The sequence below is a fragment of the Corynebacterium casei LMG S-19264 genome (genome assembly GCF_000550785.1).
Classification (GTDB): Bacteria; Actinomycetota; Actinomycetes; order Mycobacteriales; family Mycobacteriaceae; genus Corynebacterium; species Corynebacterium casei.
The window spans coordinates 1,070,896-1,092,672 of the sequence record NZ_CP004350.1; the positions used below are offsets into that span (position 1 = coordinate 1,070,896).

Below are 21,777 nucleotides of genomic sequence, written 5' to 3' on the forward strand. Positions count from 1 at the left end.
AAGTTAACTGCCAAATGCTGCGAAGGCTGCAATCACTACAAAGATGGCGACCACGGCGTCAATCATGCCGACGTATTTTGGCTCCGTGCGCTTGCCGCGCTGTTGCGCGAAGCGGGGGATGGCGTAGCTGCGTGCCAACAATAAAGCACTAACTGCAGCCACCGGCCAGGTATGCGGCTGGGCGATGGTGAGGACCACCGCACCGACGAACAACGCCGCGTGGAAACTGACTGATTGAACAAAGCGCGTCTTGTCCCCGAAGTCCCTAATCAACGTCTTGACGTAGTAGATGGATCCGCCGAAGTAGGCGGCGAACCAGGCGGTGGCCCACCAGACATCGGCAGTAATTGCCGCAGGAGTGCTTGTCGATGCCACCGACACCACCGTCGGCAACATTAGCGCCGCTGCCACTACCGTGGACCAACCTGAAAGCAGTGAACGCTCACGGCGTTTGGCGGCTTCATAGATTGACACCGCGATAATCGGCGCGAAGATGGGCAACCAGGAAACTAGCTGCCACTGCGTAATCAACGCAGTAATACCGGCGACGGCCGTAATGCCGCCATAAGTCAGCACTGGTGGTAGATGCTTTTGACGCCTGCGACCCTTAAGCCAAATAGTGACCGCGAAGTAGGTGAAATAACCTGCCCACCAGGTCAGCAGCAACGGTACCGCCGCCCACGATGGCTCCAGAATCATGCCAATGATCGGCGGAATGAACAGCATGAACCATGCGCCATGCTGGTTGGGCATCCAGCCCTGTGACCGCCTGGACTTCGGCTTCTTCTTGGCAGTGGGGGAGTCAGTTCGCGGCGGACGGGGACTGCGGTCCTTCGTCTGAGTTCTGTTCGTAGAAACGCCTGCGCCTGACATGCCCACTGCTCCTGTTTTCAATGCCGATATTGAAGTTATCTCCAACTATCGTATGATCTTCGCACCTGCTTCTTCAAGCTGTGTGAGAGCATTCTCACCTCGGGTTTTATCAACTGGTGAGCACAGCATTTCAATAACACTCACCTCAAACCCTTCCCGCAACGCATCCTGCGCCGTGGCCAGTACACAATGGTCTGTGGCGATACCAACGACCTCCACCTCAGCCACTCCATTCTGCCGCAACCAATCCGCCATCAGTGTCGACTCATCGGCGACCGCGTGGCCCTCAAATCCTGAGTACGCCGCGGTGTACTCACCCTTGCGGAAGAACTCCCGAATCTTCGACACATCCACCTCCGGATGCATCCGCGCGCCTTCAGAATCTGCCGCGCAATGCACCGGCCACGTATCCACAAAGTCCGGCTCATTCGAGAAGTGCGCACCCGGATCAATATGCCAATCCTGAGTCGCCACAATCACGTCATAATCATGCTCGCCGTTAATCAACTCATTAATCCCACGCGCCACCTCGTGCCCGCGCTCGGTTCCCAATGCGCCACCCGGGCAGAAATCATTTTGGACATCAACGATAATCAGTGCTTTTGCCATACCTCAAAGGTTAGCCACCAAGCCCACAGAGCGTAAGAGCATTTCGTTAATTCTTCTACGAAGACACAAACGTGGGGCATTCGCAGGGCGCAAAGTCTTACCTATATAATGATTCAAGCGTGTCAGCAAGCGGGTGATTTAGCCGATTCTTGCTGCAACGTGCTGGGGCTATAGCTCAGTCGGTTAGAGCCGTGGACTCATAATCCATTGGTCGCGGGTTCGAGCCCCGCTGGCCCCACAAAATCAAAGCCTCGAGATACCGTAAATAGCTGGCGTCTCGAGGCTTCTTTCAATTAGATCTTTGCCAAGGTCGCTGAAGCGTCACTTGGCAACGGGTACTCGGTAAACGCTTATGTAATTTAGCGACGTGGCTTTCGGTCGGAACCTTCATCGTTACTTGCAACGAATCCGAAGTCGATCCTGCGTTTATTCTCGAAGTATCGGTCTGGATTGGTTTGAAGTAGTTTGATTCGGTCCACTCGATGGGCGTTGGTCACTTGCTCCTTTTGTTTACGCATTGTTCACTCGCTCTCCTGGCTGGGTTTCTGCTTTTAGTGTATCGCTTGTTGCATCTCAATTGTCTAAGTCGTTGCAAATGTCACCGATGCGTAATCGTTTAGCTTCTTTGGGACTGGACATAAAAGTGAGAGCAAACTGAGATGCATACAAATTGAGAAGCTCTTTTGCTTCGAATTCATTGATATCGCCGGCTTCAGGGGAATCGACCGTTATCATTCCGTATAAATAGTTTTCCGAGCTTACGGGCATTGTTGCAAAAGTTTGGTAAGGCAATTCGGAATCGAGTCCTGCGGCCTTTGCATCGACAATGAATCGACCTTGGTTGTGGCAGAGCGCAAGTTTCAAAGACTCGTCATGTAAATCAAAAATGCGTGTCGAGCGGTGATTGCTTCTTCCCTCGTGTGCGTAGGTTGAAGCTCTGAGAGTGGGCGCGGAATCTTCCGCAACTTCGAAAAAGTTAACTCGGACGCCGTTTTCTGGTCCGATGCTTCTGCGAATCGTCGACAATATAGCCTTTCGTGCAGCTGCCAGGCTCGCTTCCCTCCGGCGTTTTTCTTCGATTGATAATGCATCGCAGGTTCCTTGCGAAGTATCTATCAAGGTATGAACTAGGTCTTTAATCGCTTGCTGTTGAAGATTGCGCTTCTCAGTGGATATCTGAACTTCGCGTCGATCTCGAAGGTAATCGAGGATAATGCCCATTGCGATGAAAACACCGCACAAAATGCCCCAAGACCAGGATCCTTGTCCGAATGACACACCACCTACAAGTGAACCAATGACGACAATGAAATTAGTTACGTGTGGACTCACAGAGGTCGCTTTTGCCGCCCAAGAGGCTTCAGGCAGGGAAAATTCATAATCGTCTGTAAAAAGCAGTCGGACGGTTCCTTGGCGTAGTGAGTAAAATTTTGATCTAACCCAATTCACTTATTGTCTTTCCTCTCTTCTATTTAGATTGGATTCAGTTCTCTATCGGATAGCGTTCAGCAATAGGGCAGTTGAGCTACCGATAGTTGAATAACTTGGAGACTAGCAACAGCGGCGGACATGGGACTCTTCAAAAGAAGAGGGCATAAGAAATCGCTGTTGACCTGGTCTGGATTGGGCAGGTCAACAGCGATTGTTGTAATGCCTAGGCGCACTGTCTGGAAGGTGTCATGGTGTGCGCCCAGGCAAGTTTGTTGAGGTGGCTGATTAGCTCGTTGCTAGCGAATCAGCCAGTCGTTGGGGCTGAAAAGCTCGAAGCTGACGGAGGAAGGCTTGGCGGCGTCGTCGAGGCTGTCAATGTTGCTACGGATGGCTTGGAGGAAGTTGTTGCCGCCGCAGATGTAGACGTCGGCGCCGACGAGGTTGTGGGCGGTGACATCAAGAAGCTCACCTGCGCTGCGCTGCGCTGCTACTAGCTGGCAATTATCGAGCTGGCCTGCCAGTGCCCGGATGTGGCCTTCTTGCGCCCAGGTCTCAGCGGAGTCATCGGCGTGGAGGTAAAGAACCTCCCGGTTGGCGTTGTTCTGCGCGAGGTGCGCGAGCATGCCAACCATCGGGGTAGAACCGATTCCGGAAGAGATAAGCACGGCTGGACGCTCAGAAGCCTGAAGCACAAGCTCGCCAGCGGCAAGGGTGGCCTGGATAGTGTCGCCGACTTCGATGTGCTGGCGAAGATGGTTGGATACCTCACCATCGGTTTCCACCGCGATGCGGTACTGGGTCGCGTCACCGCCGATGATGGAGTATTGGCGAAGCTGGCGGGCGCCATCGGCAAGCTTGACGCCAATGGAGGTGTACTGGCCCGGCTGCGGCTCCGTAAAGTCGCCCACCAAGACGTACTCGGTTACGCGTTCGGTGAGCACATTCTTTGCAATAACCTTGGCATCGCGGAACACATCACCATTCTCCACGCCGTCTGATGCATAAAGCACCTTCTCGTGCTCAATGAGAACCTCAGCCATAATCCAGTAGACCGCGGACCATGCCTCGGCGACCTTTGGGGTGACGGCCTCGCCGAGCACCTCAGCCACGGCGGGCAAAAGGTTATCGTGCACAACCTGGTATTGGTCTTCCGTGATACCGAGGGACACGTGCTTGTGAGCGATGCGGTTGAGTAAGTCAACCGGGTCGGGTGCATTTTCGTCTACAAGCATGGTCGCAAAGGTAGCGATAGACGCAGCCAGCGCCTTCTGCTGCTCACCAGACTTCTGATTGCCGCGGTTGAACGTATCCCGCAAAAGCTCCGGATGGGCGCTGAACATCTTGCCGTAGAAGGTGTGCGCGATGGTCTCAATCTGCTCACCGACCGCCGGAAGGGTTGCGATGATGATCTGCTCGTGTTCCGGGGATAGACGCTTGGCCTTGGTATCGGGCTTAGAGGTGACGAACATGAAACTCCTTGACTCGTGGGGATATCGAATAAACCCGACTCTATTAGTGTTTAATCAGGATTCAATGTGAGTCGCGTCATGTTGGTTTCGTGAGCGAACCTTTTGTCTGCGCTTCGAGGGCGGAGTTTCCGGGCTCGGTTGTTGGGGTCGGGGGTCGACTTTAGGGTGTGAAGATTAGCTGTACCGGCGCAGGTGGTTGGCAGTTTCTGAATCTTGGAAGTACGAGTCGCAGGGTGGCTGGCCATTTTGAAGTGGGATTGCAGTCTAGGGGACCGCTGTCAGCTTTTGGGCGCTTCAAAATGTGACGTGTTTCAAACGAAACAGTTTCAGGAGCAGCGAATAAACCGTGGATATTCGGGCGGGGGGGGTGAACTTTTTTGATGTTTTACACGGGATTCTCATGTGCAAATTGAAAAGATTCGCCCAAGGGGAGGGCTCGTGATCTGTCGATGGACCCTTGGGGCGAATCTTTTTTGGAGCTTGGGCGGTCGTGTCCCGTAGCGTGGTGTATCTGTAACTGTTGGTGAGGACCCTATGAACGATGTGGGCGACCACCGCAGTACCTTTCGAATTAACTCCTACATCTCCTCGAAAGGGATAACCACGATGGCCGCTAGTCCTCATTCTATCGACCCAACTACCTACTTGGACGAATTGCTCGCTCAAGCATCCCCAGATCTGATGCGCGAGATGCTTCAAGGTTTCATTAACCAAATCCTCTCGACCCAAGCAGACCAAGTCTGCGGCGCTGAATACGCCACCTCCTCTGAGTCTCGTACTAACGTCCGCAATGGCTACCGCCACCGTGACCTGGATACTCGTGTGGGCACCATTGATGTCGCCGTGCCCAAACTGCGCACCGGATCGTTCTTCCCAGATTGGCTACTTCAACGACGCACCCGGGCAGAACGCGCACTAACGACCGTGATCGCCACCTGCTACCTGAAAGGCGTATCGACTCGCAGGATGAACGATCTCGTCGCCAGTTTGGGAATCAATAACCTGTCGAAGTCACAGGTATCCGAGATGGCGAAAGACCTTGACGGCATGGTCGAAGATTTCCGCACTCGCCCGCTAGATACCGGACCCTACCTCTATGTTTCCTGTGACGCGTTGACCATGAAAGTCCGTGAAGGCGGGCGGGTGGTCAAAACCTCCGTACTACTAGCCACCGGTGTTAACGCCGAAGGCTACAGGGAACTACTTGGCATGCAGGTCGCTACCTCTGAATCAGTGGCCTCGTGGACCGGGTTCTTTAGAGATCTCAAAGCCCGCGGACTTAACGAGGTCTACCTCGTGACCAGTGACGCCCATTTGGGCATCCAGCATGCCATTGGTGAAGTACTACCGAATGCGTCCTGGCAACGGTGTCGTACGCATTTTGCCAAGAACCTCTCGTCGATGGTGCCGAAGACGCAATGGCCGACGCTATCGGCAATGTTTCATACCATCTTTCAACAACCCGATGCGCAGGCAGTATGGAATCAAGCCCGGGAGGTCGTGGCTTTTTGCGAGGAAAAGTTCCCGCACGTTGCTCACTACCTGGAAGAAGCCCTCGAGGAACTCCTAGCGTTTACTCATGCTCCGAAATCAGTGTGGACCAAAATCTGGTCGAATAACCCGACCGAGAGACTTAATCGGGAGATCCGTCGGCGTACGGATGTCGTCGGTATTTCTCTAACCGTGACGCGGTTATCCGTCTCGTCGGTGCGGTACTGGCTGAACAGCATGATGACTGGATTCAGCAAAATCGCTACATGTCACTGACCAGCCTGGAACACACCAAGGCGATGATCAACGCCAACGTCATCGACGCCGACAACACTCAGGAGGTTGCATGAACCGGCAACAGCACCGGCAACGAGCCGGCCCCTGAAGACCAATTTCACTGCTTGTTTTATCGAAAGGCAGAAACACCACTCAACCGGACTTGACCGCTTGGGCGCGGCGCGTTCTTAGAACATTTGAGTGCTCACGCGGCGAGCGGCTTGCAGGGCTGTCGACTGAAATTCGAGGATGGCTTCAGCGTTGGTAAGTCCGTCGTGGCCGGTGATGTTAATAGATGCGATGACTTTGTCGTCGCCGTTTCGAATTGGTGCTGTGAGGCTGACGGTGCCCTGGCTACGCTCGGAAGAACTTACGAATATGCCGGTCTTCAGAATTTGCTTGATATCAGTACGTAGAGTCTCAGGAGTTTGGGTTTTAAAGTCCGCGAGTGTCGTGGATGCGGACTCTTCAATGATTCGTTCTTGGTCCTCAGGGGATTTGTGAGCCAAGAGGACTTTTCCACCGCCGAGGGTGAGCGAGAGGAGCTGTCCGATAGGAAATTCGTAGCCCAGTGCGTTGGGGGCTTCAACACGGGAGATGAGGATTCGGTGGTCGCCGGAGGGGACGAAAACTGACGAGGTCAGCGACGTGATCGACGTCCGTACACTCTCTTTCCGTGTTCGGTTATCAATGAAGTAACGCATGCGACAAAGTCTTGCTCCCTCATCCGAAGATGAGGGAGCAGGTCGAAGGCATGCAAGGATTGTTATGATAACGCCCTTATCGCTTAATAGCTAAATAGAAATAATCTCATTAACATTGATTTCCAATCTTTATTGAAGTGTTTTGCTGTAAGCGCCGCATACCTGACGGCTGGGGAAGGCGGTAGATCCTTGCAGGAAATGTGTCCATTATCACCGATATACGATTCTTGATTGTTCGTGCTTGGCGTGTATACGCCTCTTCTCGGCGCGCACACAAGCCCTTGGCTGTGCATGGCTAGGTAGTGTCTATTGCATGAGCGCATTAGAAAAGATTTCACAGTGGCCAGTCGATAGCGTTTCCGGGGCATTAATTAGCCCTGGTGGGGTGGAAACTTTGGGCGAAACTGCCCGCGAATATGACATCAAGTCTGTGACCAAGCCGGTGGTTGCCATGGGCATCATGTTGGCCGTGGAAGAAGGCGCGGTGGAATTAGACCAGCCCGCTGGGCCTGAAGGCTCCACGCTGCGACACCTTCTATCGCATGCCTCCGGCGTGGATTTTGATTCGCGCGAAGCAAAGCGCCCAGTAGAAGACCGCCGCATCTATTCTTCTGCAGGCTACGAATGGGCGGCCGAAATCGTCGCCGATGCCGCCGGTATGGCCTTTGAGGACTACCTTCACGAAGGCTTGCTCAAGCCACTTGGCATGAACTCCACCCGCTTAGAAGGCAGCGCCGGGCACGGGCTTATCTCCAGCGTCGATGACCTGGTGAAGTTTGCTTCCGAGGTTCTCAACCCACAAATTATCCACCCGGATACGCTTGGTGAAATGCGCGCCATTCAGTACCCAGACCTGCGTGGCATCGTGCCGGGCTACGGCATGCACCGCCCCTGCCCGTGGGGCCTAGGGTTTGAAATCCACGGTGAGAAAGACCCGCACTGGATGGGCACAAACATGCCTGCCGATGCCGCCGGCCACTTCGGCATGAGCGGCACCTACCTCTGGGTCGCCGGCGACCACGCCATGGTCGCACTTGCCGACCGCGACTTCGGCGAATGGGCCAAGCCCCTGTGGCAAGAAACCAACCAAGAAATCTGGGCCGAAATCACGGCCTAAAATGCCGAAAGCCCCGGCGATGTGCACTGTGACGTGCAGGGATCGTTCCGGGGCTTGTGCTACTAAGTGCAGTAGATGGTGTGGCGCGGATTAGTTGCCGCGCAGGAAGTTCCAGACGGTGCGGGTGGCGTTCGGGTTCTCGGTGAACCAGGTGTGGCCGGCGCCGTTGACGCGCTGCAGAACGGATTTGCCGCCGCGGTCGCAGCCGTTGAAGGAACGGATATCGGAACGGCCAGAGTTGGAGACAGCGACGCTGTAGAGGTTGCAGTCATTGCGGTCGGCAACATCACGCCAGGTGTCCTCAACGGAGTAGTAGGCGCCGCCGGTGCCGTAGCCGCCGGCGTACTTCATGTGGCTATCGGATGTGCCATGCACGATCAAAGTGTTGACGTTGCCAGCTGAGCAACCGCTGATGACCGGGTTGTAATAAGCGCCCGCGACAGATGCGACTGCGGAGAACACCTCAGGGGCCTGGCAGGCGAGAGACAATGCCATGCCGCCGCCGTTGGACAGACCAGCAGCGTAGATACGAGAGTTGTCCACGTTGTATTGCGAACGCAGGTCGCTGAGGATGCTGCGCACAAAGTCGACGTCTTCACCGCGGGAGGTTTGCGCGTAGCTTGGGCCTTCCCACACCGCGCCGCGGCCTTCAGGGTAGACAATGATGGCTTCATTGCCGGCGGTTTCAGAAAAGCGCATGTAGTTCTTGGTGCGCTCAGCGGTGTGTTCCGCACCACCGAATGCGAACAACACTGGGTAGGTGGCGCCCGCGTTGTAGTTGGATGGCAACTGCAGCAGATACTGGCGGTTGCCCTGACCCAATACACTGGTGGTCTTACGCGTGGTGCCGGCAGCGGAGTTGGAACCGCCGGAGTTCCGATCCGGAACCGCATCCGTAATAGCGGAGGACAGCTGACGGGCAACTTCCGGATTGGAAGAAAGGTAACCGGTAGAAGATTGTGCTGTAGCTAAAGGCGCCGAAAGTGCCACAGCAGCAACGAGGGACGCCACTGCAGTGGCAAGCTTGTTCAAACGCATGATCAGATACAGTAGCGGCTTTACTTTGCCCGGGAAATACTTCGGCGGGAAATGTGACCACTATTACTAAAACGTGGTGGGAGTGAGCATCGGTTAGCTGCGCAGCGGGCAAAACCGGCACAAAGAAAGCCGTGCTCAACCTGAACTTTAGCTTTAATAAGTGGGGGTTAAACCGGTTATTGAGGGTTGCCGGTGGTGTGCAAGTGGGGTGACAATGCGGAAGAGCAGAAAGTAATTCTAAGTGACTGATATTAACGGATGCTGAGCTAATTGCGGTTCAACTTCGCATGTGTCGGGAGCAAAGATTTTCTCGCTGTTGTGTACGAATATGAGCTCGTAGGGGAAGACGAAGCTCGTCTTGCGTCGCACTAACGCCGCGGTGTTCCGAGGTGTCTGTTTCAACGATCCACAGACACAGTAGGAAACCGCATGCGGTGGCGCCCAATTGCCGTAAGGAGATTCGGCACGTGTCAACAGCAACACAGGTGGCAGAAGCTACCAACCATGTGAGAAACAATGCGCAGCATGACATCCATGCTGATAACGCTTTTGCCTTCGCGGCAGATGTCTTGGTCGCGGAGGGGAAGCGCGATCAGGAGATCGCAGAGTCGTACGTAGCGAACTCGCAAGCCGCGCTTGCCGATACCCAACGGGTGCACGTCAGCACCGCGGTGCTGCGTGTCAGTGGCATGCCTAAACGCCTGCGCCCGGCGATTGAACGCGCCATGGTGCAGTGCATTTCGAGCTCATCAGAGTATGTGGTGCCGGGTGATGATCCGTTGACCGCGCAGTGGTGCACGCGCTGGTACCGCGATACGGGATTCGCGGATGATTTGGCATCATTAGCCGCATTCCCTGGCGTTGAACTCCCCGAACCCCGCGCGGAAAAGTGCGTGGGCTGCCGCCAAGTCATCACGGGTACAGCGCACGAATTGCGCGCGCTAGATACCGTGGTTTCAACCTTGGCGGAGGAGTTCGGTTTCAGCGCGCGCGTGGATTCCGTTTAGCCGTTTACCGTAATTGCCGCAGGCAATCTAGGCAAACGGGTCCATGAGGCGTTCTGGGATGTCCGCTACGGAGTCCAGTACACGGGTGGGTCGGAATGGGTAGCGGGAAATAGCGGCGTCGGTCATGATACCGGTGCGGACCAAGATGGTGCGCATACCGGCTTCCAAACCGGCTTTGACGTCGGTGTCCATGCGGTCGCCGATCATGACGGTATTCTCTGAGTGCACGCCGATGTTGTTGAGCGCTGAGCGCATCATGACGGGGTTGGGTTTGCCCACGTAGTAAGGCTCACGGTTGGTCGAAGCGGTAATCAGCGCGGCCACGGAACCGGTGGCAGGCAAGATACCCTGCGGGGCAGGCCCCGTGACATCCGGGTTGGTGGCAATAAAGCGCGCGCCGCCGCGGATGAGGTTGATGGCGGTGGTGATCGCCTCAAATGAATAGGTACGGGTCTCACCCAGGACTACAAACTCGGGATCGTTGTCGGTGAGAATCCAGTCTTCCTCATGCAGGGCAGTGGTCAGGCCTGATTCACCAATGACGTACGCGGTGCGGGTGGTGGACTGCTGGGATAGGAACTTCGCGGTTGCCAGGGCAGAGGTCCATATTTTATCCGCCGGGATGTCTAGTCCTTGGGAACGCAGCCGCGCGGACAAGTCCCGCGGGGTGGCCATGGAGTTGTTCGTCAACACCATGAACCTAATCTCATTGTCTTTCAACACCTGCAGGAATTTATCCGCCCCGGGAATCATCTCACCTTCTTTGATGAGAACGCCGTCCATGTCAGATAGATAGGAAATCATTGTTTTGCCTCCACAAATTTGGCCACATCGTCCACGGTTTCAAGTGCTAGTGCGTTAGATTCTTCAAACTTCACTCCCAGGCGGTCTTCTGCGCGCACTGCAAACTCAATCAGATTCAAGGACGTTAGCCCTAGCTCATCAAGTCGACGCGCAGGTTCGAGATTCTCTAGGTCCTGCCCGGTAATCTCAGAGATGAGCGCCAAATATTCCGGTGCACCGGTTGATTTGGTTTCTGTGTTCTGTGAGGTCTGAAGGTGAGCACGTAGTTGTGCACTGAGGTCATTGGACATGCAACTTAGTCTAGCTTCTACAATGGATGCCCATATGTATAAACGAAACAGGATTGCGGCTGCATACCGTGGGCAGCGCCGGAAAAACCGTGCCGCGCAGCGCCTTTTGCACCAGCGTCTGCATGACCATGAAACATCGCCTGGTCTGCAAAATCTCGACGCTGAGGGGGAAGTCGATAATGAGGGCGTGGACATTGCTTGGTTTGAGGTAGGCAATCCCAATGCTGATGTCACCGTGGTGTTTATTCATGGCTATTGCCTGTCGTCAGAGGCGTGGTGTGACCAGGTTGAGCACTTGCGTAGCAGGAGCGATGTTCGCAGTTTGCTTGTTGATGTCCGGGGGCACGGAATGTCCTCACGCGTTCCAGCGGCAGACTGCACCATTGATGATGCAGCGGATGATGTCCTCGCCGTGATTTTGGAGCGCCTTCCTAAAGACGGCGGTCGCATTGTTGTGGTGGGTCATTCTTTGGGTGGCATGATTGCTCTGAATCTTATTCGCCGCGCACCTCAAGATATCTTCGAGCGCATCTCTGGTGCGCTGTTAATTTCAACGTCCATGCGTCGTTTCGCCGATAAGGGTGTCACGCGCGTGCTGCAGTCTTCAATTGCCGAGGCTTTTTATTCCGCGATTGACCGCGTGCCGCAGAAATTCAACCGCCTGCGCTTTGCTGTCGCCCAAATTGCAGCGCCAACCATTGCCGCTGTGGTTGCAGGTTTCCCCAAGATGGAACGCCTGCAATTCCACACGGCGATGTTGCTGGATACTCCGCTGCCAAGTTTTGTCGGCTACTTCGATGAATTGACTGACCATTCGGAATTTGAAGCCCAAGAACGCCTGCAAAAACTGCAGGGCCAGGTGGTTATCGGTTCCATGGACATCATCACGCCGAAGAGCCAGTCGGAGGCCATCTGCGAAAAGTGGAATAACTGCGAGCTCAAAGTCATCGACGGCTCCGGCCACATGGTGATTTTGGAAGAGCCAGAGCAGATCTCCGAAGCACTGGATGAAATAATTTCTGCGGCCGCAATTTCGAATCACCAAGACTCACCTGCTTAGAAGACTCAACCTTTAAGGTGTTGTTGACAAAACTTCCTTCCCACGCTTGACTGGTTTTCACTACCTCAACGGGTGCCCAAAGCATTGGGCTGAGATGAGCGCTGCAGCTGCGCCGGACCGTTTGAACCTGTCAGGTTAATACCGTCGAAGGAAGCGAGGACATTGGTGAAAACCCGTGCCCAACTTGATCTGCGCTGCTATGTTGTCACCGGCAACGGCTCACAAGATGACATTGTGGCCACTGCCGCACAGGCCGCTGCGGGCGGCGCTGGCGTTATCCAAGTTCGTTCTAAGCCCATTGGAGCCGGTCAGCTGCTCAAGCTTGCAGAGAAGGTTTCTCTCGCCGTCGCTGAAGCGAACCCCGCAACAAAGATTCTTATCGATGACCGCGTGGATATCGCCGCCATCCTCATGCGTCGCGGACTGCCCGTACACGGCGTACACGTCGGCCAAAGCGACATCCTCGTCACAGATGTCCGTGAGCTTTTAGGCCCCGATGCAATTATCGGGCTGACCACCGGAACCGCCGAGCTCATACAACAAGCAAATGAGTACGCGGACATCATCGATTATGTTGGTGCTGGACCTTTCCGGCCCACGCCCACCAAAGACTCCGGTCGCGCACCGATTGGCCTGGAGGGCTATCCGCAGCTGGTTGAGCTGTCGAAACTCCCGATTGTCGCAATCGGAGATGTCCAGCCAGCCGACGTCGCAGCCCTAGCCTCCACCGGCATCGCAGGTGTTGCCATGGTCCGCGCATTCATCGAGGCCCCCTCAGCCACTGAGCTTGCCCAGCAGATCATCGCTGATTTCTCCGCCGGCCTGCAGATGTCGGGGGCGACGTCATGACAGCACATGCCCTAGTCATCGGCGGCGGCATTATCGGCCTGTCCACCTGCTTTGAATTCCAAGACGCCGGATTCGAGGTCACTCTCATCGATCCTGATCCCATCTCCGGCGCCACCCACCATGCCGGCGGCATGCTAGCGCCCACCGCAGAGGTGCAATACCAACAGCAAGCACTGGTTCCACTGATGAAAGAATCCGCACAGCTTTACCCAGACCTCATTCGGCGCGTCACGCAGTACACCGACCTACCCACCGGCTACCGCACCGAAGGCACTTTGCTGATTGGCGCCGACAGGGCAGATGCGCAGCACCTCACCGAGCTCATCGACTACATCAAGGCCGAAGAACTCGACATTGAAGCACTAACCACCAGGCAAGCCCGCCAGTTGGAACCAGCACTGTCACCGCGCATCACGAAAGCCGCGGCCATCGATGGTGACCACCAGCTTGACCCGCGCCTTTTTGCCCGCGCACTTTTTGATGCCGTGCTCGCCAGGGGAGCGCAGCACGTATGCGACACCGTCACCACCGTCACCACCATCGCTGAGTCGGCCACGCACCAGGTCGTGACCTTGAATTCCGGTGCGCAGTTCGAGGTCGATTCCTCCGACGTCATCATCCTTGCCGCCGGATTGGGCGCAGCGAAAATCACCGGATGGTTTGAGGGCGAGCATCCCCTGCAGCTTCGCCCAGTGTATGGCGATGTGCTGCGTGTTCGCGTTCCAGAATCCCTCCAGCCTCTGACCACGCGTGTTATTCGCGGGTTCGTAGAAGACCGACCCATCTACGTCATCCCGCGCGCGGACGGCACAGTCACCATCGGCGCGACCAGCAGGGAAGACCAGCCCCACCCGCGCACCTCCGCCATCCACGATTTACTGCGTGATGCCATCCGCGTGGTACCAGGCCTAGAAGAAACCGAGTTCCTCGAAGCCACCTGCGGCGCACGTCCCGGCACCCCCGATGACCTGCCTTATCTCGGCCAGGTTCGCCGCAGCCTCATCGTTTCCACCGGATACTTCCGCCACGGCATTTTGCTCGCCGCACTCGGCGCCCGCACGGCAGTGCAATTGGCTACTGGCCAGCAGACATCGCCAGCCATCGCACCCTGCGATCCTTTCCGCCATGCCTCATCCACCCTCAACGTTTAGGAGAACACCTTGATTACTTTTCATTTCAACGGCGAGGCCGTTAAAACCCAGCCGCAGAGCATTGAACAGTTCGTGCACGAGCGCATCGGCAGTGATGAAGGCGTTGCCGTTGCTGTCGATGGCGCCGTGGTGCCACGCTCGCAATGGGGCCGCGAGATTGAATCCGGCAACGTCCTGGATGTTCTCACCGCAGTGCAGGGAGGATAGATATGCTGACCATCGCAGATAAAACCTTCACCTCGCACCTGGTTATGGGCACCGGTGGCGCGAGTTCGCAGGCGCTCCTGGAAGAGTCATTGCGTGCCAGTAAAACCGAGCTGACCACCGTGGCGATGCGCCGCCACAGTGCCAACACCGGCGCTGGTGAGTCCATATTTGAGATGCTGCGCCGGCTCGGCATTGACCTGCTTCCAAATACCGCTGGGTGCCGTACTGCCCGCGATGCCGTGCTAACAGCGAAGCTAGCGCGCGAAGCCCTTGGCACCTCCTGGGTGAAAGTTGAAGTCATTGCTGATGAACACACGCTTTTGCCCGATACCACTGAGCTTCTGGAGGCCTGTGAACTACTCATCAACGATGGTTTCACCGTGCTCGCGTACACCTCTGATGATCCGGTAGTGGCCTCTCGTTTGGAAGACGTGGGAGTTTCCGCGGTCATGCCGCTTGGTTCACCCATCGGCACCGGACTTGGGATCTTGAATCCACACAATATTGAACTGATTTGCTCGCGCGCATCCGTGCCGATTCTTCTCGATGCCGGCGTCGGCACCGCCTCCGATGCAGCATTAGCGATGGAACTAGGATGCGACGGAGTATTGCTGGCCTCCGCTATTAACCGCTCCCAAGATCCGGTCGCCATGGCAAGGGCGATGTACCACGCAGTCGAAGCCGGGCGCTTAGCCTTTGCGGCTGGACGGATCCCGAAACGTGAGCACGCGGTGGCATCGTCAAGTTTTGAAGGCCTTGCAAATTGGTCTGAGCAGGTGCTGTAAATGAGTCTTCCTGAGCACGAACTACGCCGGGTTGCCCGCCACTTAGCACTTCCTGGGTTCGGTATCGAAGAACAACAACGCCTTTATAATGCGCATGTCTTAGTCATCGGCGCTGGCGGTCTGGGTTGTCCCGCGATGCAATCTTTGGCATCGGTAGGCATTGGCACCATCACCATCATTGATGATGACACCGTGGACATCACAAACATTCACCGCCAAATCCTCTTCGGCGCCGATGACGTGGGCAAACTCAAAGTAGAAGTCGCCGCGACGCGCCTTGAAGAACTCCAACCCGGCATCACCGTTAATGCGATTCCCAAACGCCTCTCCACCGCCAACGCGGTGGACCTGGTGGGCTCCGTTGACTTGGTGCTGGACGGCTCAGATTCCTTCAGCACCAAATACCTGGTTGCTGATGCCGCTGAAATCACCGGTACGGCGTTGATCTGGGCAACAGTGCTTCGGTTCCACGGCGACCTGGCGCTGTTTCATTCCGGACCTGAACTGCGTGGTGTCGGACTCCGGGATCTATTCCCGCAGCAACCCGATGCGAATTCTGTGCCGGACTGCGCCACCGCAGGCGTTCTCGGCGCGACCACCGCCACCATGGGTGCACTGATGGCCACCCACGTCGTTGGTTATCTCACCGGTCTTGGCACCACCGAACCGGGCGAAATGCTTAGCTATGATGCCTTCCCGCCCACCACACGCACCTTCCGCGTGACCGCAGACCCGAAACGACAGCTAAGCACGGAATTACACGATTCCTATGGCGAAATCTGTGCCGTCACGCCAAAAGCTCAGGACATGCTTAATACTGCCCGTCGTGGCGACTATCTGGCGGTGGATATCCGCGAACCCCACGAGGTACTACTCGCTGACTTGCCAGCAGACATTGTGACCCACAAGTTGCCCCTGTCTTCCATTAGTTCCGATGACGATGTTGCGGCACTACTTTCTTCGCTCCAGGCACTCACACGCGACTCAGATACAGGGCAGCAACAAGCGATGATCTACTGCGCTGCAGGGCAACGAAGCAGCGACTTCGTCGAGCGCTATGCGGAGCTCGGAGAGCGCGCCGGCCTCGAATTAGTAAGCCTGCCCGGCGGAGTAAATGGACTCTAACTCCGTTCCGGGCAGTGAGACAACAATGCAGTGAAATTGCGAAACGGTGTGACTAAAAGCCAGATTCGTCGTAGCTCCACTGGAGCTTCGTCTCTGGGAGCACGCTGGTGTACAACGGTGTGCTCTCGCCATTGACCACGGTAATGGTGTAGCTGAGATGGGTAGCAGGATAGAGATACTCGGCATATTCCACGGGCGTGCCCGAAGGCGAAGCCGCTTCAAGGCGGGACCCGATGAGCGTTGTTCCTACTTCCAATTCCAATAACCGCGCCATCTCTTCGTCTGCTTGAACAAACTCAATTGAACGACGGCAACTGTCAAAGTTAATGCCTTCCCGAATCAGTTCCTCATGGATATCATCAGTGCCTGGCTCCATTGCCAGCACATGCATTCCAACTTCGAGAGGGAAGTATTGGCGTTCCAGAATAAGTGGCCTGGATTCTGCGAAAAGCACGCGGGAAATAAAGATGATCGGGTCATCAGGTTTCATGCCTAGTGCAGCTGCAACGTGGGCAGGCGCGGGGCGCCGCGCCATCCACAAGATTTTCGAGGTGGGGTTGAGGTCATGTTCTTTCATCCACGCGAAGTTAGACAAAATAGACATGAAACTATCTGCCTTTGACGTGCCCAGAACAACAGAACGGCGGCCCCGTCCAGACGAGATCAGCCCCTCGGCCCGGAGACTAGCAATAGCCTGGCGGACTGGCCCTCTCGAGGCGTCGAACTCCTCACACAATTCTGCTTCACTGGGCAGCAGATCCCCCGGTTTTAAACCCCCTGAAGTAATTCGATGTTGCAACTCGAGATAGATCTTTGAGTGAATTTGTTTGGTTCTCATGCTTGGAATTCCTTCGGCTACCGGCGCTGTCATCTCACCGCTCCTCGGAGATGTATCGACATTAACTCGGCAATTGTGGCTACTTGGCAGAAAGCCGTCTTGTTAATTGCTTCCCTCCACTCTAATGTGTGGTGCTGGTTACACCGGTGAACTTCTTAGCATGCAAGAATCCCGGTGGTAAAACGACAAGGTGTAAAAGTTGTAACACCCGAGGTGTATCAGCGGCTAGGCTTTTGGTCGCGTTTTGGTGTCAATGGCCGTTGGCGCGGAAACGCCAATGTCAACGGTTTTCCGATGGTTACGCAACGGTAACTTTGCAGGTTAATGCAAGTATTATTCAAACGATTGCAAGCTATGCGTTTGCTGTCGGAATAGTGGTTGTTTCCGTGGAGTCAATGGGGGTGGAAGTATAGGGGGTCGGGTGTGTACCGATCTCTTCGGCCTGGGTGTGCCGTCGTCGCGTTGGGGGTGAGGGCTATTGTCGTGATGCAAAAATTTTCTATCCGTGCTCCGCCTGCTAAGCCCGAGGAAGTCTCAAAATGTAGCCGCTTAGACATTTATGTCTACAATCGGGCTATGTTTCCGGAAAATCGACTGTTTTAATGCCGTAGAAGCTGGATCTGCACATCTCTCACCTTGGGGTTTGGGAACTGAAAATCTCCATGCAGAAAGTTCTAACGATTTTAAAAATCATATAAATATAAAACGGTAAGGAGTATGGCGAGTCAAACACTTTGTACAGCTTTAAAGAATGGGCAGATACGTCTTCCTACACGGCAGTATGTGGGCATAAGAAAGTGCCTGCGTCCTTCCACACACATTGGTGCGGAAGGACGCAGGCACGCGATTGCGAGGGCCTTGGCTTTTAGAACCCTAAGAGGCTCTCCAACGCAATGGCAGGAGCTTCCGAGGCTTGTTTACTCGATGCCAGGAGCTTCAGTGGTGTCGACGGTGGCAGTTGGATCATCCAGCTTCAGGTCTTTGGCTGCCTTTTCTACTACGGAACGCTCAACCTTGCCCTCGCGAGCAAGTCCCTCGAGTACTGCTACCACAACGGACTCAGCGTCGGTGTTGAAGTAGCGGCGAGCAGCAGCGCGGGTATCCGCGAAGCCAAAGCCGTCAGTGCCCAAGGTGATGTAGGTGCCTGGGACGTATGGACGGATCTGCTCATGTAGGTCGGACACGAAGTCAGAGACAGCAACGTATGGACCATCAACATTTTCCAGCCGGGAAGTCACGAATGGCTTCTCAGGCTCGGTGCCGTGCTGCAGAGCTTCCTTGTTCAGGCGTGTGCCTTCACGTGCAAGCTCAACCCAGGAAGTAACGGAGAAGAGGTTGGTCTTCACGCCGTACTCTTCGTCCAGAATCTTTTGCGCGCGCAGGGACTCGTGAACACCAACACCAGAAGCCAAGATGTTAGCTTCCTTGTCGCCGTTGCCGACGGTGTTGAACTGGTAGATGCCGCGGTGCAGACCATCAACGTCCAGGTCTTCTGGCTCAGCAGGCTGGTGAACTGGCTCGTTGTACACGGTCAGGTAGTACATGACGCTCTCGCTGTTTTCACCGTACATACGGTCAATACCGCGGGTGATCAGGTGAGCAATCTCGTAGCCGAACGCTGGGTCATACTGCAGAACCGAAGGGTTGGTAGATGCCAGGACAGGGGAGTGGCCATCCATGTGCTGCAGGCCCTCACCGGTCAGAGTGGTGCGGCCAGCGGTAGCACCAATGATGAAGCCACGAGCCTTCTGGTCAGCTGCTGCCCAGAAAGCGTCACCGGTGCGCTGGAAACCGAACATCGAGTAGAAGATATACAGCGGAATCATTGGCTCACCGTGGGTGGAGTAAGAAGTTGCCGCTGCGGTAAAGGACGCAACAGCACCTGCCTCAGAAATACCCTCGTGCATGATCTGGCCATCGGTAGCCTCACGGTAGCTCAACATCAAGTCATGGTCTACCGGCACGTAGTTCTGGCCACGTGGGTTCCAAATCTTCAAGGTTGGGAACCAAGAGTCCATACCGAAGGTACGAGCCTCATCCGGGATGATTGGAACTACGCGCTTGCCCAGTTCCTTATCACGCATGACTTCCTTGAAAGTACGAACCAAGGCCATGGTGGTAGCAACTTCTTGCTTACCAGAGCCCTTACGCACGCTCTTCAGCTTGTCGATGCTTGGTGCCTGCAACGGCGTGAACTTCTCACGACGCTCCGGCAAGAAGCCGCCAAGTTCTTTACGGCGCTCCAGCATGTACTTGATTTCTGGAGCATCATTGCCTGGGTGGTAGTACGGAGGCAAGTAAGGATCCTTCTCTAGCTCTTCATCAGAGATAGGAATGTCCTGCTTGTCACGGAAGTTCTTCAGATCTTCCAGGGTCAGCTTCTTCATCTGGTGGGTTGCGTTGCGGCCCTCGAAGTTGTGGCCCAAACCGTAGCCCTTAATGGTGAAGGCAAGGATGACGGTCGGCTTACCGGAACCCTTGTTCTCCATGACGGTGTTGTAGGCAGCGTAAATCTTGCGGTAGTCGTGACCACCACGGCGCAGTGCCCAAATCTCGTCATCGGTCATGTTCTCAACCAGCTTCAAGGTGCGCTCATCACGGCCGAAGAACTTCTCACGCACGTATGCGCCATCGTTAGCCTTGAAGGTCTGGTAGTCACCATCGGACGTGGTGTTCATGATGTGGACAAGAGCACCGTCCTTGTCTGCTTCAAGCAGCTTGTCCCAAGCGCGACCCCAAACAATTTTGGTGACGTTCCAGCCAGCGCCGCGGAAGAAGGACTCCAGTTCCTGGATGATCTGGGTGTTACCACGGACAGGGCCGTCAAGACGCTGCAAGTTACAGTTAATGACGAAAGTCAGGTTGTCCAGCTCATAGAGAGCTGCCTGGTGGATTGCGCCGCGAGACTCTGGCTCATCCATCTCGCCGTCGCCCAAGAACGCCCAAACGTGCTGTTTCGAGGTGTCCTTGATGCCGCGCAGCTCCAGGTACTTGTTGAAACGTGCCTGGTAGATGGCATTGATTGGGCCAAGGCCCATGGAAACGGTTGGGAATTCCCAGAACCAGTCCATGCCGTGTGGGTGTGGGTAGGAAGGCATGCCTTTGCCGGGGCCGCGGGAGACTTCCTGACGGAAACCATCAAGATCGTTTTCATCCAGGCGGCCTTCCATGAATGCACGTGCATACATACCCGGGGAAGCGTGGCCTTGGAAGAAGACTTGGTCGCCGCCAGATGGATCATCCTTGCCGCGGAAGAAGTGGTTAAAACCAACCTCATACAGTGGAGCTGCACCAGCGTAGGTGGAGATGTGGCCACCGACGCCAATGCCTGGGCGCTGCTGACGGTGAACCATGATTGCCGCGTTCCAGCGAATCCAACGACGGTAGCGCTTCTCCAATTCCTCATCACCAGGGAACTCGGGTTCCATGGTGGTTGGAATGGTGTTGACGAAGTCAGTTGACGTTAGGGAAGGAAGCGGTACGCGCTTGGCGGTTGCGCGCTCAAGGAGGCGCAACATAAGGAATCGAGCACGCTCGGTGGATGTTTCATCCAACAAGCCGTCGAGCGAATCCAGCCACTCGCTAGTTTCTTCAGGGTCGCTATCGTGCAGGTACGAGGCAACTCCGTCGCGAATGAGTGGGAAATTAGAATCGCCCTGTAGGGAATCCTTTTCAGCCATTCCATGAACCTCCTGGGTTGGTTAAAGACAAGTTGAACTCCACGATACTCCCAAGTGCGTTACACCGTCGAAAAGTGGTGGGCTTAATCACTTGGGAGGCAATACAAACCACTATGCGCAGTTGCTTTTCGATGCCACATATTGCGACAACCTCTAGCCAAATTCACATTGATCGATTAACTTTTGCTTGTGTAAGTGAGAAATCTTGCAACGTAAAAGGTAAGGTGCAATGCAATTGCGAATCACTTCGTATCTTGTTTTCAATATAAAAGGAGGAATACCACGGTGGCGGACGCTACTGGCGTAACCAATGACTATGCATCCGTGCTCGGCATTTCTGAGGGCATGGTCGCTCTCGAATCTGGCTGGGACGAAGATTGCGACTCTGCAATCTCAGAATCCATCGAGTCTGTTCTGGGGGAAGACTTCCTAGAAGAAGAGTCTGATGAGCTTGTCGATGCAGTGGTGATGTGGTGGCGCGATGAAGACGGCGATCTCGTGGATGGCCTCGTTGATGCCCTCCGTCCTTTGAGTGAAGGTGGCCGCATTTGGCTGCTGACGCCTGGCGCGGGCAAGCAGGGAACCATTGCTCCGGGGGAAATCTCTGAGTCTGCTCAGCTTGCAGGCTTGGTCCAGACCAAGGCGGAACGCCTCGGCGATTGGCAGGGCAGCTGCCTTGTTGGCCGCGGCGCAATGAAGAAGTAATACGTAGCTAAAATCCCGTGTTACCAGGCGATTTGTTAATGACGCGGGATGTTGGCTAGTATTATGCAAGTGCTCATGAGGAAGCGAAAAGCTTTTAAGAGAGCATGATGCGGCTTTAGCTCAGCTGGAAGAGCAACTGGTTTACACCCAGTAGGTCGGGGGTTCGATCCCCTCAGGCCGCACAACATTTTAGCAGGTCACAAAGGTTATTTTAACCCGAGTGGCCTGCTTTCTTTTGTTTACTCAACCCTATTTTTCAAACTGTGGT

19 protein-coding genes, 2 tRNA genes, 2 pseudogenes and 1 riboswitch are annotated in these 21,777 nt (G+C 55.2%); of the genes and pseudogenes, 12 read left to right on the forward strand and 11 right to left on the reverse strand.

Annotated features, from left to right (window positions below; translation table 11 throughout):
* Window positions 1–3: 3 nt before the first annotated feature.
* Window positions 4–873: a YwiC-like family protein gene (locus CCASEI_RS04960; protein WP_051461192.1), complete on the reverse strand. Its 870-nt coding sequence runs from the start codon at window positions 871–873 to the stop codon at window positions 4–6.
* A 45-nt stretch (window positions 874–918) separates the two neighbouring features.
* Window positions 919–1,482: a nicotinamidase gene (locus CCASEI_RS04965; protein ID WP_025387332.1), complete on the reverse strand. Its 564-nt coding sequence runs from the start codon at window positions 1,480–1,482 to the stop codon at window positions 919–921.
* A gap of 164 nt (window positions 1,483–1,646) precedes the next feature.
* On the opposite strand from CCASEI_RS04965, the gene CCASEI_RS04970 reads away from it, so the two are divergent.
* Window positions 1,647–1,720, forward strand: a tRNA-Ile gene (locus CCASEI_RS04970).
* Between the two features lie 335 nt (window positions 1,721–2,055).
* Here the strand turns inward: CCASEI_RS04970 and CCASEI_RS04975 are convergent.
* Both CCASEI_RS04975 and CCASEI_RS04980 read right to left on the reverse strand, forming a co-directional pair.
* The gene (locus tag CCASEI_RS04975; protein ID WP_006822031.1) at window positions 2,056–2,931 is read right to left on the reverse strand and encodes a hypothetical protein; all 876 of its coding nucleotides are present in this window, start codon (window positions 2,929–2,931) and stop codon (window positions 2,056–2,058) included.
* A 278-nt stretch (window positions 2,932–3,209) separates the two neighbouring features.
* Window positions 3,210–4,382, reverse strand: a complete 1,173-nt coding sequence (locus CCASEI_RS04980) for a globin domain-containing protein (RefSeq protein ID WP_025387334.1) — start codon at window positions 4,380–4,382, stop codon at window positions 3,210–3,212.
* Between the two features lie 606 nt (window positions 4,383–4,988).
* On the opposite strand from CCASEI_RS04980, the pseudogene CCASEI_RS04985 reads away from it, so the two are divergent.
* Window positions 4,989–6,223, forward strand: a pseudogene (locus CCASEI_RS04985) (IS256 family transposase).
* Between the two features lie 114 nt (window positions 6,224–6,337).
* Here CCASEI_RS04985 and CCASEI_RS04990 read toward each other — a convergent pair.
* A complete protein-coding gene (locus CCASEI_RS04990; protein WP_025387335.1) occupies window positions 6,338–6,853 on the reverse strand; it encodes an IclR family transcriptional regulator domain-containing protein in 516 nt (171 codons plus the stop codon).
* 313 nt (window positions 6,854–7,166) lie between these two features.
* Between CCASEI_RS04990 and CCASEI_RS04995 the strand changes: the two genes are divergently transcribed.
* A complete protein-coding gene (locus CCASEI_RS04995; protein WP_025387336.1) occupies window positions 7,167–7,970 on the forward strand; it encodes a serine hydrolase domain-containing protein in 804 nt (267 codons plus the stop codon).
* Between the two features lie 90 nt (window positions 7,971–8,060).
* On the opposite strand, the gene CCASEI_RS05000 is transcribed toward CCASEI_RS04995, so the two are convergent.
* Window positions 8,061–9,008 (reverse strand): alpha/beta hydrolase family esterase, encoded by a 948-nt coding sequence (locus CCASEI_RS05000; protein ID WP_025387337.1) that lies wholly within the window; start codon window positions 9,006–9,008, stop codon window positions 8,061–8,063.
* 467 nt (window positions 9,009–9,475) lie between these two features.
* Between CCASEI_RS05000 and CCASEI_RS05005 the strand changes: the two genes are divergently transcribed.
* Entirely contained in the window at window positions 9,476–10,015 is a 540-nt protein-coding gene (locus CCASEI_RS05005; protein ID WP_006822035.1) for a hypothetical protein, read from the forward strand.
* Between the two features lie 27 nt (window positions 10,016–10,042).
* On the opposite strand, the gene CCASEI_RS05010 is transcribed toward CCASEI_RS05005, so the two are convergent.
* A complete protein-coding gene (locus CCASEI_RS05010) occupies window positions 10,043–10,819 on the reverse strand; it encodes an HAD-IIA family hydrolase (RefSeq protein WP_006822036.1) in 777 nt (258 codons plus the stop codon).
* Window positions 10,816–11,109, reverse strand: coding sequence for an acyl carrier protein (locus CCASEI_RS05015; protein ID WP_006822037.1), 294 nt, complete (start codon window positions 11,107–11,109; stop codon window positions 10,816–10,818). Before CCASEI_RS05015 ends, CCASEI_RS05010 begins: the two co-directional genes overlap by 4 nt.
* A 34-nt stretch (window positions 11,110–11,143) precedes the next feature.
* Between CCASEI_RS05015 and CCASEI_RS05020 the strand changes: the two genes are divergently transcribed.
* The 6 genes from CCASEI_RS05020 to CCASEI_RS05045 all read left to right on the forward strand — a co-directional run bounded on the left by CCASEI_RS05020 (window position 11,144) and on the right by CCASEI_RS05045 (window position 16,286).
* Window positions 11,144–12,169: an alpha/beta fold hydrolase gene (locus CCASEI_RS05020; RefSeq protein ID WP_025387338.1), complete on the forward strand. Its 1,026-nt coding sequence runs from the start codon at window positions 11,144–11,146 to the stop codon at window positions 12,167–12,169.
* A gap of 58 nt (window positions 12,170–12,227) precedes the next feature.
* Window positions 12,228–12,340, forward strand: a riboswitch (TPP riboswitch).
* Window positions 12,335–13,018 carry a thiamine phosphate synthase gene (locus tag CCASEI_RS05025; protein WP_025387339.1) on the forward strand — a complete coding sequence of 228 codons (684 nt, stop codon included), beginning with the start codon at window positions 12,335–12,337 and terminating at the stop codon, window positions 13,016–13,018. (Overlaps the previous riboswitch by 6 nt.)
* Window positions 13,015–14,169, forward strand: a complete 1,155-nt coding sequence (thiO, locus tag CCASEI_RS05030; protein WP_025387340.1) for a glycine oxidase ThiO — start codon at window positions 13,015–13,017, stop codon at window positions 14,167–14,169. Before CCASEI_RS05025 ends, thiO begins: the two co-directional genes overlap by 4 nt.
* Window positions 14,170–14,178: 9 nt before the next feature.
* A complete protein-coding gene (gene thiS, locus CCASEI_RS05035; protein WP_025387341.1) occupies window positions 14,179–14,376 on the forward strand; it encodes a sulfur carrier protein ThiS in 198 nt (65 codons plus the stop codon).
* Between the two features lie 2 nt (window positions 14,377–14,378).
* A complete protein-coding gene (locus CCASEI_RS05040) occupies window positions 14,379–15,161 on the forward strand; it encodes a thiazole synthase (protein ID WP_025387342.1) in 783 nt (260 codons plus the stop codon).
* Window positions 15,162–16,286, forward strand: coding sequence for a ThiF family adenylyltransferase (locus tag CCASEI_RS05045; protein WP_025387343.1), 1,125 nt, complete (start codon window positions 15,162–15,164; stop codon window positions 16,284–16,286). It abuts the gene before it with no gap.
* A gap of 52 nt (window positions 16,287–16,338) precedes the next feature.
* Here CCASEI_RS05045 and CCASEI_RS05050 read toward each other — a convergent pair whose 3' ends face one another.
* The 3 genes and pseudogenes from CCASEI_RS05050 to aceE all read right to left on the reverse strand — a co-directional run bounded on the left by CCASEI_RS05050 (window position 16,339) and on the right by aceE (window position 20,804).
* The gene (locus CCASEI_RS05050) at window positions 16,339–16,890 is read right to left on the reverse strand and encodes a GntR family transcriptional regulator (RefSeq protein ID WP_225868459.1); all 552 of its coding nucleotides are present in this window, start codon (window positions 16,888–16,890) and stop codon (window positions 16,339–16,341) included.
* A 39-nt stretch (window positions 16,891–16,929) separates the two neighbouring features.
* Window positions 16,930–17,157, reverse strand: a pseudogene (locus CCASEI_RS15445) (GntR family transcriptional regulator); the annotation flags it as partial.
* 884 nt (window positions 17,158–18,041) lie between these two features.
* Complete coding sequence (gene aceE, locus CCASEI_RS05055; RefSeq protein ID WP_025387345.1) at window positions 18,042–20,804, reverse strand: pyruvate dehydrogenase (acetyl-transferring), homodimeric type; 2,763 nt, start codon at window positions 20,802–20,804, stop codon at window positions 18,042–18,044.
* Window positions 20,805–21,089: 285 nt separating this feature from the next.
* Here aceE and CCASEI_RS05060 point away from each other — a divergent pair, with 285 nt between their 5' ends.
* Both CCASEI_RS05060 and CCASEI_RS05065 read left to right on the forward strand, forming a co-directional pair.
* On the forward strand, window positions 21,090–21,509 hold the full coding sequence (locus CCASEI_RS05060) for a DUF3052 domain-containing protein (RefSeq protein ID WP_006822046.1): 420 nt from the start codon (window positions 21,090–21,092) through the stop codon (window positions 21,507–21,509).
* Between the two features lie 109 nt (window positions 21,510–21,618).
* Window positions 21,619–21,691: transfer RNA gene (locus CCASEI_RS05065), tRNA-Val, on the forward strand.
* The last annotated feature ends 86 nt before the right edge of the window (window positions 21,692–21,777 follow it).

Excerpts from the sequence above, each read along its gene's own strand:
- CCASEI_RS04960 (WP_051461192.1), bottom strand. The coding sequence starts at position 873 with ATGTCAGGCGCAGGCGTTTCTACGAACAGAACTCAGACGAAGGACCGC.
- CCASEI_RS04965 (WP_025387332.1), bottom strand. The coding sequence starts at position 1,482 with ATGGCAAAAGCACTGATTATCGTTGATGTCCAAAATGATTTCTGCCCG.
- CCASEI_RS04980 (WP_025387334.1), bottom strand. The coding sequence starts at position 4,382 with ATGTTCGTCACCTCTAAGCCCGATACCAAGGCCAAGCGTCTATCCCCG.
- CCASEI_RS04990 (WP_025387335.1), bottom strand. The coding sequence starts at position 6,853 with ATGCGTTACTTCATTGATAACCGAACACGGAAAGAGAGTGTACGGACG.
- CCASEI_RS04995 (WP_025387336.1), top strand. The coding sequence starts at position 7,167 with ATGAGCGCATTAGAAAAGATTTCACAGTGGCCAGTCGATAGCGTTTCC.
- CCASEI_RS05000 (WP_025387337.1), bottom strand. The coding sequence starts at position 9,008 with ATGCGTTTGAACAAGCTTGCCACTGCAGTGGCGTCCCTCGTTGCTGCT.
- CCASEI_RS05010 (WP_006822036.1), bottom strand. The coding sequence starts at position 10,819 with ATGATTTCCTATCTATCTGACATGGACGGCGTTCTCATCAAAGAAGGT.
- CCASEI_RS05015 (WP_006822037.1), bottom strand. The coding sequence starts at position 11,109 with ATGTCCAATGACCTCAGTGCACAACTACGTGCTCACCTTCAGACCTCA.
- CCASEI_RS05020 (WP_025387338.1), top strand. The coding sequence starts at position 11,144 with ATGTATAAACGAAACAGGATTGCGGCTGCATACCGTGGGCAGCGCCGG.
- thiO (WP_025387340.1), top strand. The coding sequence starts at position 13,015 with ATGACAGCACATGCCCTAGTCATCGGCGGCGGCATTATCGGCCTGTCC.
- CCASEI_RS05040 (WP_025387342.1), top strand. The coding sequence starts at position 14,379 with ATGCTGACCATCGCAGATAAAACCTTCACCTCGCACCTGGTTATGGGC.
- CCASEI_RS05045 (WP_025387343.1), top strand. The coding sequence starts at position 15,162 with ATGAGTCTTCCTGAGCACGAACTACGCCGGGTTGCCCGCCACTTAGCA.
- CCASEI_RS05050 (WP_225868459.1), bottom strand. The coding sequence starts at position 16,890 with ATGTCTATTTTGTCTAACTTCGCGTGGATGAAAGAACATGACCTCAAC.
- aceE (WP_025387345.1), bottom strand. The coding sequence starts at position 20,804 with ATGGCTGAAAAGGATTCCCTACAGGGCGATTCTAATTTCCCACTCATT.